The organism is Arthrobacter sp. zg-Y919 (assembly GCF_030142045.1).
Classification (GTDB): domain Bacteria; phylum Actinomycetota; class Actinomycetes; order Actinomycetales; family Micrococcaceae; genus Arthrobacter_B.
In genome coordinates this window covers 83,796-97,680 of sequence record NZ_CP126242.1, presented here as the reverse complement: position 1 = coordinate 97,680, position 13,885 = coordinate 83,796, and the positions used below count along the sequence as shown (strand labels likewise).

15 protein-coding genes are annotated in these 13,885 nt (G+C 67.6%); 1 reads left to right on the top strand and 14 read right to left on the bottom strand.

The window, feature by feature from the left end; genetic code table 11:
* Window positions 1–25: 25 nt before the first annotated feature.
* From QNO10_RS00475 to dacB, 13 genes are all read right to left on the bottom strand, one after another.
* The gene (locus tag QNO10_RS00475) at window positions 26–949 is read right to left on the bottom strand and encodes a Rossmann-like and DUF2520 domain-containing protein (RefSeq protein WP_229945676.1); all 924 of its coding nucleotides are present in this window, start codon (window positions 947–949) and stop codon (window positions 26–28) included.
* On the bottom strand, window positions 936–2,600 hold the full coding sequence (locus QNO10_RS00470; RefSeq protein WP_229945679.1) for a PH domain-containing protein: 1,665 nt from the start codon (window positions 2,598–2,600) through the stop codon (window positions 936–938). The genes QNO10_RS00475 and QNO10_RS00470 overlap by 14 nt, the downstream gene beginning before the upstream one ends.
* Complete coding sequence (locus QNO10_RS00465) at window positions 2,597–3,109, bottom strand: PH domain-containing protein (RefSeq protein WP_229945683.1); 513 nt, start codon at window positions 3,107–3,109, stop codon at window positions 2,597–2,599. Before QNO10_RS00465 ends, QNO10_RS00470 begins: the two co-directional genes overlap by 4 nt.
* Window positions 3,102–3,590, bottom strand: a complete 489-nt coding sequence (locus QNO10_RS00460; protein ID WP_229945684.1) for a DUF3180 domain-containing protein — start codon at window positions 3,588–3,590, stop codon at window positions 3,102–3,104. The genes QNO10_RS00465 and QNO10_RS00460 overlap by 8 nt, the downstream gene beginning before the upstream one ends.
* Before the next feature lie 4 nt (window positions 3,591–3,594).
* Complete coding sequence (gene folK, locus QNO10_RS00455) at window positions 3,595–4,086, bottom strand: 2-amino-4-hydroxy-6-hydroxymethyldihydropteridine diphosphokinase (RefSeq protein ID WP_229945686.1); 492 nt, start codon at window positions 4,084–4,086, stop codon at window positions 3,595–3,597.
* Window positions 4,083–4,475, bottom strand: a complete 393-nt coding sequence (folB, locus tag QNO10_RS00450; protein WP_229945689.1) for a dihydroneopterin aldolase — start codon at window positions 4,473–4,475, stop codon at window positions 4,083–4,085. The genes folK and folB overlap by 4 nt, the downstream gene beginning before the upstream one ends.
* A gap of 4 nt (window positions 4,476–4,479) precedes the next feature.
* Window positions 4,480–5,385 (bottom strand): dihydropteroate synthase, encoded by a 906-nt coding sequence (gene folP / locus QNO10_RS00445; protein ID WP_229945692.1) that lies wholly within the window; start codon window positions 5,383–5,385, stop codon window positions 4,480–4,482.
* 7 nt (window positions 5,386–5,392) lie between these two features.
* Complete coding sequence (gene folE, locus QNO10_RS00440) at window positions 5,393–6,007, bottom strand: GTP cyclohydrolase I FolE (RefSeq protein WP_229945696.1); 615 nt, start codon at window positions 6,005–6,007, stop codon at window positions 5,393–5,395.
* 70 nt (window positions 6,008–6,077) lie between these two features.
* Window positions 6,078–8,168: an ATP-dependent zinc metalloprotease FtsH gene (gene ftsH / locus QNO10_RS00435; protein WP_229945699.1), complete on the bottom strand. Its 2,091-nt coding sequence runs from the start codon at window positions 8,166–8,168 to the stop codon at window positions 6,078–6,080.
* Between the two features lie 206 nt (window positions 8,169–8,374).
* Window positions 8,375–8,926, bottom strand: a complete 552-nt coding sequence (gene hpt, locus QNO10_RS00430; RefSeq protein WP_227912540.1) for a hypoxanthine phosphoribosyltransferase — start codon at window positions 8,924–8,926, stop codon at window positions 8,375–8,377.
* A 37-nt stretch (window positions 8,927–8,963) separates the two neighbouring features.
* Complete coding sequence (tilS, locus tag QNO10_RS00425) at window positions 8,964–10,127, bottom strand: tRNA lysidine(34) synthetase TilS (RefSeq protein ID WP_442860208.1); 1,164 nt, start codon at window positions 10,125–10,127, stop codon at window positions 8,964–8,966.
* A 6-nt stretch (window positions 10,128–10,133) separates the two neighbouring features.
* Window positions 10,134–11,285: an Rv3626c family coenzyme F420 biosynthesis-associated protein gene (locus tag QNO10_RS00420; protein WP_229945701.1), complete on the bottom strand. Its 1,152-nt coding sequence runs from the start codon at window positions 11,283–11,285 to the stop codon at window positions 10,134–10,136.
* Between the two features lie 61 nt (window positions 11,286–11,346).
* The gene (gene dacB, locus QNO10_RS00415; RefSeq protein WP_229945704.1) at window positions 11,347–12,774 is read right to left on the bottom strand and encodes a D-alanyl-D-alanine carboxypeptidase/D-alanyl-D-alanine endopeptidase; all 1,428 of its coding nucleotides are present in this window, start codon (window positions 12,772–12,774) and stop codon (window positions 11,347–11,349) included.
* Window positions 12,775–12,974: 200 nt separating this feature from the next.
* Between dacB and QNO10_RS00410 the strand changes: the two genes are divergently transcribed.
* Window positions 12,975–13,520: an inorganic diphosphatase gene (locus QNO10_RS00410; protein WP_229945706.1), complete on the top strand. Its 546-nt coding sequence runs from the start codon at window positions 12,975–12,977 to the stop codon at window positions 13,518–13,520.
* A gap of 62 nt (window positions 13,521–13,582) precedes the next feature.
* On the opposite strand, the gene QNO10_RS00405 is transcribed toward QNO10_RS00410, so the two are convergent.
* Window positions 13,583–13,795: a hypothetical protein gene (locus QNO10_RS00405; RefSeq protein WP_229945710.1), complete on the bottom strand. Its 213-nt coding sequence runs from the start codon at window positions 13,793–13,795 to the stop codon at window positions 13,583–13,585.
* Window positions 13,796–13,885: the final 90 nt, after the last annotated feature.

Below are 13,885 nucleotides of genomic sequence, written 5' to 3'. Positions count from 1 at the left end.
TGTGTTTTGCGGTTGTCAGGGTGTTTTAGGGTGTTTCGGGGTCCAGCCGGAGTGCGGCCAGAATCGCTTCACCCTGCTGGGCGGTGAGCAGGCCCCGGTCCACGGCCCGGGCGGCCGTGGCGGCGGAGAGAGCCGAGTAGGCGGCGCGGAGGTCTTCCGAGCCGGCCTCGGCAAGTGCCTGGGTGTGCGCGGAAACGGTTCCGACGTCCCCGCGGGCCACCGGACCGGTGAGTGCGCCTTCGCCGGAGGCCAGGGCGTTTTCCAGCGATGCACGCATCAGCGGACCCAGGAGCCGGTCCGGGTGTTCGACGCCGAGCCCCGCAAGCAGCTGCGTGGACTGGGCGGCGAGGGTGACCAGGTGGTTCGACGCATGGGCCAGCGCCGCGTGGTACAGCACCCGGTCCGCTTCATCGATGACCACCGGCTCGGCACCCATCTCCACCACGAGCGCCTGGGCAATCGGCAGCACGGCTGCCGGGGCACTGATCCCGAAGGAGCAGTCCGCCAGGCGGGTCAGGTCCAGGCTCATCCCGGTGAAGGTCATGGCCGGGTGCAGGGCCAGGGGGATGGCACCTGCGGCGCGGGCCGGGGCCAGGATCTCGGTGCCGAACCGTCCGGATGTATGCGCCACGAGCTGGCCCGCCTGCCAGGCACCGGTCTTGGCCAGGCCGGAGACCAGCGGGCCCAGGGCGTCGTCCGGCACGGCGAGCAGGACCAGTTCGGACCGCTCCACGATGTCCGGTATTTCCAGGATCGGAACGCCGGGAAGGAGGTTTTCGGCGCGTTCGCGGCTGGCGTCGGACACCGCGGACACCCCGACGACGGCGTGCTCGGCGGCACGCAGGGCCGCCCCCAGGACGGCACCGACCCGGCCCGCGCCGATCACGCCGATACCCAGGCGGCCGCGGCGCCGGCGTTCTTCGACACTGGCGGAATCAGCGGTGTTCATGGGGAGGCTCCTCCTCGGAGACGGGGGCAGGGGTAACTGGGGACGGTGGGAGGGGTTGAGAAACGGGTGGCGGGAGGGACGGTGGGAGGGGTGGAGAAACGGGTGGCGGGAGGGATGGTGGGAGGGGCGCCACCGGGGCGGCCTTGGCCAGGGAAGGGCCGCTCCCGCGCAGCCACTGTTCCGGAAGATCCCGGCGGCGGGCGGTGCGGGCGCGCAGCGACTGTTCGTCGAGGAGCCGCCGGGCGGTGTCCGCATCGATTTCCACTACCCGGGGAGAAACCGGTCCGGGCGTGGAGTGCAGGATCAGGTTCGCCAGGCGCATCGGACGCTGTACCGGGCCCTGTTGGAGGGCGAGGGACTGGGTCCTGCTGTGCGGAACCACCTCCAGGGACCGCCACAGGTAACCGTGCCGGGCCAGGACTGCGGTCTCCGTCACCAGGTAGCCGTTCCGGCGCCAGGAGAGCGGGGAGCGCCAGCGGGCACGGCGGGGCGAGACAGTGAAGCCCCCTGCCGTCCCTGTTCCGTCCATACCGGCGGCAAAAACCCCCACGGGGTCCCCGGTTCCGGGGTCCGGAAGGACCAGGGCCAGCATCCGGAGGACCTCCTCGGCCGTGCCTGCGGGCAGCAGCCGGGTCCGGGCAGTGGATTCGCTGCTGCTGCCGACCCCGTAACCGGCAACATTTACGGAAATCGAGTACCACCCGGGGATCCGCCAAAGCGGTGACTGCCGGATCGCGAGAGCCTGGATCCTGCCCGGCGGGACGGTGGAGGTGCGGGTGTCGAGCAGGCCGGAGCGGATCCGGATGCCTTCGCGTGACACGGCCGCCCGGAAGTTGAAGCCGGAACTGAACAACCCCCAATAGGCGCTGCCGAAGCCGAAAATAATGGGCACCATGGCGGCGATGGATGCCGCTTCACCCGTGACCGCGGTCAGGACGATGACGCCTGCAACGGCCATTAGCAGGAGGACGGTGGTTCCGGACAGCAGGGCAGCGGCAAGTACCCGTCCCGGCGACAGTGCCAGCACCTGCTGCTCCGCGGGAACGGTAAGGCTGCCGGCGGTGTCTTTTCCGCCGGCGCCACCGCCGCCGTCGGGCTGGGAGTTCCTGGCGCCGGAAGCATCCGCCATGATCCGCGTCCGCAGCGCCTGGGCGTCCGGGAGCCGCAGGAAGGCCAGGCGCACCGCTGACTCGCCGGCGTCGGCCACTTCAAAGCGCAGTTCCGCCAGCCCGAAAATGCGGGCGAGCAGGGGCTGGACAATGTCGATGGCCTGCACGCGGTCCAGCCGTGCCTGCCGCTGGCGGCGTACCACCACTCCGGAATGCACCCGGATGGAATCGGCGGTGAGCTGGTAGCGGGTGAACCACCAGGATAGGAAGAAGGCGCCGGCAATAACCACCAGGGCAATCCCCAGGGCCAGCAGCGTCCAGCCAAGCGCAGGGCCCTCGGGCAGGCGCACACCGCCGTCGGAGAACCCGGATTCCACCTGGTCGCGGCCGACAAAGTAGGCCAGGGCGGCCAGGGCTATCCAGCCGCGGACCAGGGGCGAGACCGGGTGGACCCGTTTCCACTCCGGCTCCGGCTGCTGTGCCGGATCCGCTGCGGTGGGATGCCGGTCCCCCTCCGGACCGGGAGCGGCGCCGGCAGTCACAGCCCGGCCAGCTGCGCTTCGCCGCGTGCGGAGAGATGCTCCCGCAGGCGGGCACCCTCATCCGCGGGCAGCCCGGCAATGCCGGCATTGGTGCCGGGGGCGGCGGTATGGAGTTTCAGGGTGCACAGGCCGAAGGCCCGTTCCAGCGGGCCGACCGCCACGTCGATGTACTGCATCCGGCCGTAGGGAACCACCAGGGTGCGCTGGAAGAAGAGGCCGCGGCGGAGCAGCAGGTCCTCGTTGCGTTCGGCGAAACCAATGGAGCGGACCTGCCGCGGAAGCAGGAGCCCGCGCCACAACAGGAGCACTGCGAAGAAAACCGGCAGGCCCCAGGCCAGCCACGCCGGATATCCGGGCCAGATGCCGGTCAGGCGGAGCACCAGGGGCAATCCGGTGACCAGCAGTGTGATGACGGTTTCGATCCCCCAGCTCAGCAGCCGCAGGCGGAGGTACTTCGGTGATACGCGCTGCCACTGCACTGCAGCTGGATCGATTGCTTCGCTAGGCATATTCTCCTCCGTCTCCCGAGCCGGGAACGGGTCCGGTGCCGTCCTTGTCCTCAGGTGGGAGCTTACAGAACCGCTCCACGGTCAGTCCGGTGGCAATCATCAGGATCCCGCCGATGCTGACGGTCAGCGAAGCCCAGGTGGCTGCGTGGCCCGGCCGCAGCGACCACAGGGGCAGCTGTGCCAGGAAAACCGCTGCATGCCAGCCCAGCAGCAGGGCACCGGCATAAGCGAGGGCCTGCGCCAGCACCACTGTCCGGGCGGCGGCTATCGGGTCCAGTTCGCGGTCGCGCCGGCCGTTGCGCCAGCGGCGCACCCGGAGCCCGAGAACCAGGGTCGCGCCTGTCACCAGGATGATGGCCACCAGCGCCACGGAGCTCAGCACTGGTGCCGGGGAGCCGTCCAGGATCGAGTAAGCGGACCAGCCGACCAGGCCGGCGGCGAGGCAGATGACGGCCAGCCAGCGGTAGCGGATGGTGCTCACGAACTCATTCTCCTTCGAAGATTTCGAGTCCGGGAAGGTCCTCGGCGCGGGCAGCCAGCTCGGCTACGGGCACCGAGTCCAGCCGGGCGTCCGGTTCCATCCAGGCCCAGGGCTGCAGGACGAAGGCCCGCTGCGCGGCACGGGGGTGCGGAATGGTGAGGTCCTCATCGTCCAGGTGCAGGTCGCCGTAGGTGATGATGTCGACGTCGAGGGTGCGCGGACCCCAGCGGACAATGCGTTCGCGGTGGTGTTGGGCCTCGACTGCCTGGCAGTGGGCCAGCAGGGCATGCGGTTCCAGCTCGGTTTCCACCGCAACCACGAGGTTGAGGTAGTCCGGCTGCTCAGGACCGCCCACCGGCCGGGTGCGGACCACGGGGGAAACCGCGCTCAGCTGCACCTGCGGGTGGTTCGCAAGGTCGGCCACGGCGGTGGAGAGGGTATCCCGGCTTTCACCCAGGTTGCTGCCGAGGGCCAGGACGGCGTGCACGGTACTCATGCCCGCTCCCGGTGGATGGTGACGGCAACATCGCCGAATTCCACGGTGATCGGCGCCTTCGGCTTATGTACCGTGACCTCCACTGCGGTCAGCACCGGGAAGCCGGCCAGGACGGCGTCGGCAATACGGCCCGCGAGGGCCTCGATCAGGTTCAGCGGCTCCCCCGTGATGGCCTGTACTACCCGCTCGGCCACCTCGCCGTAGTGCGCCGTCAGTGTCAGGTCATCCGTGGCTGCTGCGGGGCCCAGGTCGGTGAACAGGACCAGGTCCACCACGAAGGGCTGCCCATCCCGCCGCTCCTCGGGGAAAACGCCGTGGAAGCCCGTGGCGGTAATGCCGCTCAGGGTGATCCGGTCCCGCGGGGAGGCCGGGCTGGAAATTCCGGACATCCGCCTATCCCTTCCAGGCCGCGGTGGTCTTGACGGCGTCGAGGCTGGCCGGCACGTTGTGTACACGCACCGCCCATACGCCCGACGACGACGCCAGCGCGGACACTGCGGCCGTCGCGTTGTCACGCTCCAGGGGCTGCGCCGCCTTTCCGTAGCTGGTGAGCAGGGAGCCCAGGAAACGCTTTCGGGATGCGCCGACGAGCACGCGGTGCCCCAGTGCACCGAGGCGGTCGATGCCGCGCAGCAGTTCCCAGTTGTGGCCTTCGTTCTTGGAGAACCCCAGCCCCGGATCCACGATGATCTGCTCGGGGGCAACGCCGGCGGCGTAGAACCGCTCACGGATCTTCGCCAGCTCTCCGGCAACCTCGTCGACAACGTCTCCATAGTCGGCGTTGGGGTCGTCGCTGCGGACATCGCCGCGGCTGTGCATCAGGATGTAAAAGACACCCGTGCGGGCAACCAGCCCGGGCATGTCCGGATCGGTTTCGGTCCCGGACACATCGTTAATGATGGCGGCGCCTGCCGCGATGGCCTTCTCCGCGGTGGCCGCATTCATCGTGTCGATGCTGACCAGCGCGCCGGCCTTCACCAGGGCTTCGATCACGGGCAGTACCCGTTCCTGCTCCTCCTCCGGGGACACCCGCACCGAGTCCGGCCGGGTGGACTCACCGCCGACGTCGATAATGTCTGCACCTTCGTAATGCAGCTTCAGTCCCTCGCGGATGGCGGCGTCGGTGTCGGCGAAGCGGCCGCCGTCGCTGAAGGAATCGGGCGTGACATTGAGGATTCCCATAACCAGCGTGCGGTCCGTGGGAAGGTCGGAGAACGTGCGGGCCCGGCGTGCGGGCCGCAGTACGGGCAGCGGCGAAGTTGCCGGTCCGGTGCCGGGTGCGGCAGCGAGTGAATCCATGGTGGTCCTATCGTCCGAGTATCAGGCTCATTGCTTCTGCGCGCGTCGCGGTCTCGCGCAGCTGTCCGCGCACCGCGGAGGTTACGGTCCTGGCACCCGGCTTCCGGACCCCGCGCATCGACATGCACAGGTGCTCGCATTCAATAACCACTATGGCACCGCGGGGAGACAGATTGGTCATCAGGGCGTCCACGATCTGGGTGGTCAGCCGTTCCTGCACCTGGGGCCGGCGGGCGTAGACCTCCACCAGCCGGGCCAGCTTGGACAGACCGGTCACCTTGCCCTCGTGGGAGGGAATGTAGCCGATATGCGCGCTGCCGTGGAACGGGACCAGATGGTGTTCGCAGGTGGAGTAGAAGGCGATGTCCTTGACCAGGACCAGTTCCTCGTGGTCAAGGTCAAAGGTGGTGGCCAGCAGGTCGGAGGGGCTTTGGTGCAGCCCCGCGAAGATTTCCGTGTAGGACTTCGCCACCCGGCTGGGGGTTTCCTTCAATCCGTCCCGGTCCGGGTCCTCCCCGATAGCCAGGAGGATCTCCCGGACGGCCCGTTCAATCCGGGGCTGGTCCACCGGGGAATCTGCCGCCGCTTCGGCGGTCAGTAGCTCATCATCGAAATCCGTCACTGGTCGATCCTATCGCGCGGAACTTCCTTCCCCGGCGGGAGCGGGCGGCCTTCGCGGGCCGCCCGTCCGCCTACGCGTCCGGTGCCGTGTTGCCGGTGCCGGAGTTTCCGCTCCGGCCGGAATGGCTGCCCTGACCGCTGCTCTGCGGCATTCCATTGCCGGAGACGTCGAAGTCCTGCGGAAGGTCGGCGTCGGCAATCTGGTCCTGCGGAGCAACGGAGGCCGGATCCGGGGCGCCGATTTCCTTAGCCTCGCGCCGTTCCTTCGCGGAGACCACCGGCGGCATGCTGTGCACGGGCCGGGTGGGCTTGGACAGCCAGACTTCACGGACGTCGCGCTTGCGCACGTCGGAGAACACCTCGGCAATCTCCGCCTGGTTCAGCGTCTCGCGTTCCAGCAGCTCAAGGGCGAGCCGGTCGAGGACATCGCGGTTTTCGGTGAGGATCTGGTACGCCTCGTCGTGCGCGTTGTCCAGCAGGCGCCGGACCTCCTCGTCCACCACGTAGGCCACCTGGTCGGAGTAGTTCCGTTCCTGGCTCATGTCCCGGCCCAGGAACGGCTCTCCGCCGCCGGAACCAAGCTTGACCGAACCGATCCGCTCACTCATGCCGTACTGCGTGACCATCTTGCGGGCCGTGGAGGTGGCCTTCTCAATGTCGTTCGAGGCACCCGTGGAGGGATCGTGGAAGACAATCTCCTCGGCGACCCGGCCGCCCATGGCGTAGGCCAGCTGGTCCAGCAGCTCGTTGCGGGTGATGGAGTACTTGTCATCCTGCGGAAGGACCATGGTGTAGCCCAGCGCGCGTCCGCGCGGCAGGATGGTCACCTTGGTTACCGGATCCGTGTTGCGCAGCGCCGCGGCCACCAGGGCGTGTCCACCCTCGTGGTAGGCGGTGATCTTGCGTTCGAGTTCCTTCATGACGCGGCTGCGCTTCTGCGGCCCGGCGATGACGCGGTCGATGGCTTCATCCAGGGCACGGTCGTCGATCAGGTCTGCGTTGGAACGCGCGGTCAGCAGGGCTGCTTCGTTGAGCACGTTCGCCAGGTCCGCACCGGTGAAGCCCGGAGTCTTGCGGGCCACGGTTTCGAGGTCCACGCCCGGTGCCATCGGCTTGCCCTTGGCATGGACTTCCAGGATCCGCAGGCGGCCCTGCATGTCAGGGGCTTCGACGCCGATCTGGCGGTCAAAGCGGCCCGGACGCAGCAGTGCCGGGTCCAGGACGTCGGGACGGTTGGTGGCGGCAATCAGGATGACGTTGCTGTTTCCGTCAAACCCGTCCATTTCCACCAGCAGCTGGTTCAGTGTCTGCTCGCGTTCGTCGTTGCCGCCGCCCACGCCGGCTCCGCGGTGCCGGCCGACGGCGTCGATCTCGTCCACGAAGATGATGGCCGGGGAGTTGGCCTTGGCCTGTTCGAACAGGTCGCGGACGCGGGAAGCACCCACGCCAACGAACATTTCGACGAAGTCGGAACCGGAAATCGAGTAGAACGGCACGCCTGCTTCGCCGGCGACGGCGCGGGCCAGCAGGGTCTTACCGGTTCCGGGAGGACCGTAGAGCAGCACGCCCTTGGGGATCTTGGCGCCCACGGCCTGGAATTTGGCGGGATCCTGCAGGAATTCCTTGATCTCGTGGAGTTCCTCAACGGCTTCGTCAGCACCGGCGACGTCATCGAAGGTTACCTGCGGCATGTCCTTGTTGGTCAGCTTGGCCTTGGACTTACCGAACTTCATGACCTGCGAGCCGCCACCCTGCATACGGGACATCAGGAACCAGAAGATCAGGCCGATGATGATGAACGGCAGGAACAATCCCAGGAAACTGGTGAACCAGTTAGTCTGCACCGGCTGGTCGGTGAAGTTCGCTCCGGAATCATTGACCGCGTCGACAATTTCCTCGCCGCGGGCAGTGCCGAAGTAGAACTGCACATCGGGGCTGTCCTTGTCTTTGGCTGCTTCGTCAGTCAATGTCAGGTCAACGCGCTGGTCGCCGTCGTAAATCTTTGCCTGCGACACATCCTTGTTTTGCAGGAGTTCCAGGCCTTCCTTGGTATCCACCTGCTTGGCACCCGTGCCGGAAAGACTCGGCAGGATGATCAAAAGAGCAGCCAATGCCAGCGCGATCCAAATGGCCGGGCCCTTGAAGAAGTTCTTGGATTTCATTCGTCGTCAGGGCTAAAGCCCCGTCCCTCCTGATCAACAACGCTGGTATGCGCGGAATTTACCTACTAGCTATACACCGTCCCCAGAAGAACACGGTCCGGAGCGGGGTTTAGTTCCCTCAGGGCGTAGCGTCCCGTCAGAGCCGGTCCGGGGTCAGTCCCGGGTCAGCCCCGGGTCGGCGGGAGGGGGGAACGGGGCCGCCGGGGTTATTCGTAGACGTGCGGTGCCAGGGTGCCGATGAAGTCCAGGTTGCGGTACCGCTCGGCAAAGTCGAGGCCGAAGCCGACGACGAATTCGTTGGGGATTTCATAACCGACGTACTTGACGTCGATTTCGACCTTGGCAGCGTCCGGCTTGCGCAGCAGGGTGCAGATTTCCACGCTGGCCGGTCCACGGGATTCCAGGTTGGTGCGCAGCCAGGAGAGGGTCAGGCCGGAGTCGATGATGTCTTCGACAATCAGCACGTGCTTGCCGAGCAGGTCGGTTTCCAGGTCCTTGAGGATGCGGACCACACCGGAGGACTGCGTGCCGGAGCCGTAGGAGGACACCGCCATCCAGTCCATGGTCACGTGGCTGTGGAGGGCGCGGGACAGATCCGCCATCACCATCACGGCACCCTTGAGCACGCCGACGAGCAGGACGTCGCGGCCGGCGTAGTCGCGGTCAATTTCGGCCGCCAGTTCTGTGATCCGGGTTTGGATCTGTTCCTTGGTGTAGAGAACGTGCTTGAGATCTGACTGGACGTCGTGTGAATCCACGAATGACTCCCGGGTGCGCAGTGTTGCAGCTTGGATGTTAGGTGCTGCTCTTTTTCCTAAACACAAGATTGCCATAGCTTGAGGCACCGTGGTGAACCGATTTGGCCCGGGGCTGGCGGTACACACTGACTTTCCCCACCAGCTGGACCGGTCCGGCCGAACCTGTCCGCCGCAGCAGGGCCTGGACGGCGGCAAGGCGTTCGTAGCTCGGCTGTGCACCACCGAGTTCGACCGCGGCCAGGGCCAGGACCCGCTGGCGGACGGCCGGGGCAAGGGCACGCAGCTGCGCTTCGGGCAGCAGGAGCTCTTCGGAACCGGTGGTGTCTCCCTGCGGGGCGGCGGCACGCAGCTCCGCAAATGCCTGCGCTGACACGGCATCCAGGTAGTCGGCATCGGCGGAAAGGATACGTGAGGAACGGAACAGCGCCTCGGCAATGCCCGGACCCAGTTTTTCCTCCAAGAACGGCAGCACCTCGGTCCGCACCCGGGACCGGGCGTAGGCCGGGTCGCGGTTGCTGGGATCGTGCCACGGATCCAGTCCGGCGTCTTCGCAGATCTCCAGGGTCTGTTCCCGGCGCAGGGACAGGAAAGGCCGCAGGTACTTTCCCCGAACGGCGGGCATTCCGGCCAGCGAACGGGTGCCCGACCCACGCATCAGGCCCAGCAGCACCTGCTCGGCCTGGTCATCGAGGGTATGCCCCAGCAGGACGGCGTCGGCCCCAAGTTCCGCCACGGCGGTGTCCAGCGCCGCATAGCGGACCGTCCGGGCGGCGGCTTCGGGTCCCATGCCGGAGGCAGGCACTTCCACCTGCCGGACGAGCACCGGCTCCAGTCCCATCCGTTCCAGTTTGTCCCGCGCCTGCACCGCCACCTCGGCGCTGGCGGGCTGCAGCCCGTGGTCCACGACGACGGCGCCCACGCGGTAGTCCCCGCGCCGGGAGAAGAACGATGCTGCGGCGGCCAGGGCCAGGGAATCGGGGCCGCCGCTGCAGGCGACCAGGATCAGCGGCGGCTGCTCTCCGCCCGGAGCCAGGCCGGCGTCGCGCAGGGTGTCACGGATGCTGTTGCGGGCGTCCCCGAGCGTCGGCAGGAGCCGCTTGCGCACCCGGGGGGCGGGACGGACGGATCCGCCGGTGTTTCCGGGGGTTCCGTGGGGTGTGCTGTCTGCGGCAGTGGAGGTGTTGCGGTCTTCGTCGAGCACGTTCGGTTACAGTCCCATCCTGGCAATCCATAGGTCCGCGGAGTGGATCTCCGCTTCGGTCGGGAGGTTTTCGGGGCGCTCCCACACGCGGTTGAAGCCTTCCATGCCTACCGAGTCAGTGACGGCGCGGACAAAGCGGGCGCCGTCGCTGTACTGGCGCATTTTGGCGTCCAGGCCCATGATCTGGCGGAAGAAGCGGTCGATCCAGGTGCGCTTGGCCCCGCGGTTGTTGAACCGCTGCCGGATGGTCTTGACGCTGGGCACAATGCTCGCGTCCACGGCGTCCATCACCACGTTTGCGTGGCCTTCCAGGAGGGACATCACGGCGGTCAGGTGGGAGAGGCGTTCCTTGTCCTCCGGGTCCTGGAGCAGGGAGAGCAGGTCCACGGATTTCTTCGGCACGCCGTCCGCATCCACGCCGCCCTTGGGGGCTGCCAGCGCTTTTACGGCGGAGCCCAGCCGCTCCGAAATGGTCTGCGCCTTGTCCATCATCCCGTTGGAGAGCTGGCTGATCTGCTCCAGCATGTGCTCCCGCAGCCAGGGCGCGGCGGCGAACTGCACCCGGTGTGTCTGCTCGTGCAGGCAGACCCAGAGGCGGAAGTCGGCGGGTTCCACGTTCAATTCGCGTTCCAGCGTGACAATGTTCGGCGCCACCAGCAGCAGCCGTCCACCGGGTTTGCCGACGCCGCCCAGGGCGGCAAAGGGATCGTACTGGCCCAGGACCTTGCTCGAGAGGAAGGCGAGGATGGTGCCCAGCTGCGCGCCGGTCATGGTTCCGCCCAGTGCCGTGTTGGCGGCGGCCAGCTGCTCCGGGCGGGTTTCGGCCAGGTGTTTTAGGGCCGGACCCATCAAGACTGAGAAGCTCTGCGAGTTTGCGCGGGCCCACGAGGCCCGGTCCACGATCAGGACGTCCGAATCCCGCAGGTCCCGGGCGGCCTCCAGCCCGGTGATGCGGTGGACGTGCGCCACGGATGCCTCGGCGGCGGCCCGCAGTTCAGCCACGGCAGTGCGGATCTCGCGGGCGGACATCTTTGGACCCGGCGCCACCATGGCGGCAGCGGTGGATGCGGCCAGGTCCCAGTTCACGAGCGACGGCGCGCCGGAGGGCATGCTGTTCGGGGGTACAGGGGTTCGATGGCCTCGCTCGTTGCTCTCCATTGGTCCATTCGACCACATTGCCTCGCGTGGCCGCACCACCTTGGGGAACGCTGCGGCGGTATTACCGGCAGCCGCACCCGGCCACCACTGCTGCGGCGGAATCCACGGCGTCACGCGCCTGCTGGGTGTTTCCGTTCAACCCGCTGGCAATGAAGGTGAACGCGAGCACCCTGCCGTCCGCGTCCGTGGCATAGCCGCTCAGGGAGGTGACCGCCAGCAGGGTCCCCGTCTTGGCCCGGACAATTCCTGCCGCACCGGAATCCGTGTTTCCGTCGTAGCGGTCGGCAAGGGTGCCGCTCAGGGCAGCAACCGGGAGCCCGCCGGCAACTGCGCGCAGATCGGGGTCGGGGGTGGTCAGCAGGATCTGCATCAGCGAGGTCAGCTGCTCGGCGGAGACCGAGGTCTCCCCGGACAGCCCGCTGGTGTCGCCAAGCACCATCGTTCCGGTATCCACGCCCAGGCCGGCGACCTCGGCTTTGACGGCCTCGATCCCCCCGGCAAAGGATGCTTCGCGGTCCGAGGCTGCGGCGCTGAGCCGGGCCAGCACCTCGGCCAGGTAGTTGTCCGAGTTCAACAGCATGTAGTCGACCTGCTCGGTCAGCGGTGCGGAGCGGACTTCGGCCAGGGCGGCGGCCCCGTCGGGAGCGGTGCCGCGTTCCACGTCCGGCTCCACGGCGATGCCTTGTCCGGAAAGGGCTTCGGCAAGCGCGGCGCGGTAGGACTCCCCCGCGGACAGGGCGGCGTCGTCCACGCGCGGACCCGGCCCGGTGCCTTCCTCTGCCCAGGCGGAACTCACGGCGAGGGAGTAGACAGGAGCAATCTCGCCGGCCTCGACGTCGGCCTCTCCCCAGGCATCGGAGAGCGCCGGGCCGGTGAACAGGGAATCGTCCACAAGGACCTTTACCGGGCCTGCGGTCCCGGCTGCGGCAAGCGCCGAGGCGGTCTGCTCGGCGAGGGTGGCCAGTCCGGCCCGGCCCGCCACGGACTCCGGATCCGACGGGCCCGCCGTCAGCAGCACATCGCCGCCGCCGCGCAGGACCACGGTGCCGGGATCCTCCCCCGGCAGTGCAGTGGTGGGAAAGCGGGTGCCGCCGTCCATCGCGGACAGTGCCGCGGCGGCGGTCAGGACCTTGAGGCTGGAGGCCGGAGCCTGGCCGGCGGTGCCGTTGCGGTCATAGAGCACCGTTCCCGTCAGAACGTCCTGCACTACCGCGGAGAAGGCGCCGCTGCCGTCCACGTCGAGCTCGGCATCCAGCAGCCGCCCCAGTGTCTCCTGGTCAGGCAGGGGATCCGACGGTTTCGGAGCGGAAACGGGACCGCTGCCGGCCAGTTTAGTAGGGGCCCGCAGATACCCGGGAACAACCTCGGTACGCTCCAGCCGCGAGCCGGTCACTGCTTCGGCAACGGGCGGGAGGGCATAGCAGGCCAGCGGAACCAGCAGCACCGCAAAGGCAAGGGCCAGCAGCGTGCCGGAGAACATCCGAGACATGTCCCACCGACTCTTTCACTTTCGCCGGTTCCCCCGGCCAACGGGTCCTGTGCGCCGAACCCGGCGCAGGACATATATCTTTAACACTAGACCGACGCCGGCGTCCCGCCCGACCTTTCCGTTCCGGGCACGCCGGGGCCGTATCCGTTATCCAGTCTTTCCAGTGGCTCCCCCTGCGGGCCACCCAGTGAGGAGTTGCAATGAAGCTCGACGTCACCATCGAGATCCCCAAGGGGTCCCGGGTCAAGTACGAAATCGACCACGAAACCCACCGCCTGCGCCTGGACCGGGTCCTGTTTACCTCCATGGCCTACCCCACCCACTACGGCTACTTCGAGAACACCCTGGGTGAGGACGGCGATCCGTTGGACGCCCTGGTGATGCTGCAGGACTTCGACCTGATGCCGGGCGTGCTGGTGGAATCCCGCCCCATCGGCGTGTTCAACATGGTGGACGACGGCGGCGGAGACGCCAAGGTCCTGTGCGTTCCGGTGGATCCGCGCTTTGACCACATCAAGGACCTCTCGGACGTGTCCGACTTCCTGCTGGATGAAATCAAGCACTTCTTCACCAAGTACAAGGACCTGGAGCCGGGCAAGTGGGTTGAAGCCGCAGACTGGGCCGGCCGCGAAGCAGCCGAAGCCGAGGTCAAGGCTTCCCTAGAGCGCTTCTCCGCCCAGGGCGAAGGCCACGAAGACGATCAGGCCCAGGGCCGCGACGTCGACGCCAACCCCGTCAACAACTAACGTTCCGCAGTACGACGGCGGCCGGTCCCCTCGGGGGCCGGCCGCCGTCGGCGTTTAAATACTCAGCTGCCGCCGCCTGCCCTGCGCGCCCAGGAACGCATGTCCCCGCCGTGGGTCCGGGCTGGGAAAACCGCCACGAAGACGGCAACCGCGAGGACAATCCAACTATGCGTAAGCCATGCCGCCCAGGCCCCCAGAAGGATGACGCCCACCACAAACAGCAGGCGAAGCAGGGGGCGGCGGTCCGGGCGGGGTGCGTGCTCCTGGCTGGTCATGCGGCCGACTCTACCGCCCGGCCGGGTGTCTTTCCGCGCTCTCTGGGCGCGCCGCAACCGCATTCGGTTGTTTTCAGGGACGGTCTGACA

Excerpts from the sequence above, each read along its gene's own strand:
- folK (WP_229945686.1), bottom strand. The coding sequence starts at position 4,086 with ATGAGTACCGTGCACGCCGTCCTGGCCCTCGGCAGCAACCTGGGTGAA.
- QNO10_RS00475 (WP_229945676.1), bottom strand. The coding sequence starts at position 949 with ATGAACACCGCTGATTCCGCCAGTGTCGAAGAACGCCGGCGCCGCGGC.
- dacB (WP_229945704.1), bottom strand. The coding sequence starts at position 12,774 with ATGTCTCGGATGTTCTCCGGCACGCTGCTGGCCCTTGCCTTTGCGGTG.
- ftsH (WP_229945699.1), bottom strand. The coding sequence starts at position 8,168 with ATGAAATCCAAGAACTTCTTCAAGGGCCCGGCCATTTGGATCGCGCTG.
- folB (WP_229945689.1), bottom strand. The coding sequence starts at position 4,475 with ATGTCCGGAATTTCCAGCCCGGCCTCCCCGCGGGACCGGATCACCCTG.
- folP (WP_229945692.1), bottom strand. The coding sequence starts at position 5,385 with ATGGATTCACTCGCTGCCGCACCCGGCACCGGACCGGCAACTTCGCCG.
- QNO10_RS00465 (WP_229945683.1), bottom strand. The coding sequence starts at position 3,109 with ATGCCTAGCGAAGCAATCGATCCAGCTGCAGTGCAGTGGCAGCGCGTA.
- QNO10_RS00420 (WP_229945701.1), bottom strand. The coding sequence starts at position 11,285 with ATGGAGAGCAACGAGCGAGGCCATCGAACCCCTGTACCCCCGAACAGC.
- QNO10_RS00410 (WP_229945706.1), top strand. The coding sequence starts at position 12,975 with ATGAAGCTCGACGTCACCATCGAGATCCCCAAGGGGTCCCGGGTCAAG.
- QNO10_RS00405 (WP_229945710.1), bottom strand. The coding sequence starts at position 13,795 with ATGACCAGCCAGGAGCACGCACCCCGCCCGGACCGCCGCCCCCTGCTT.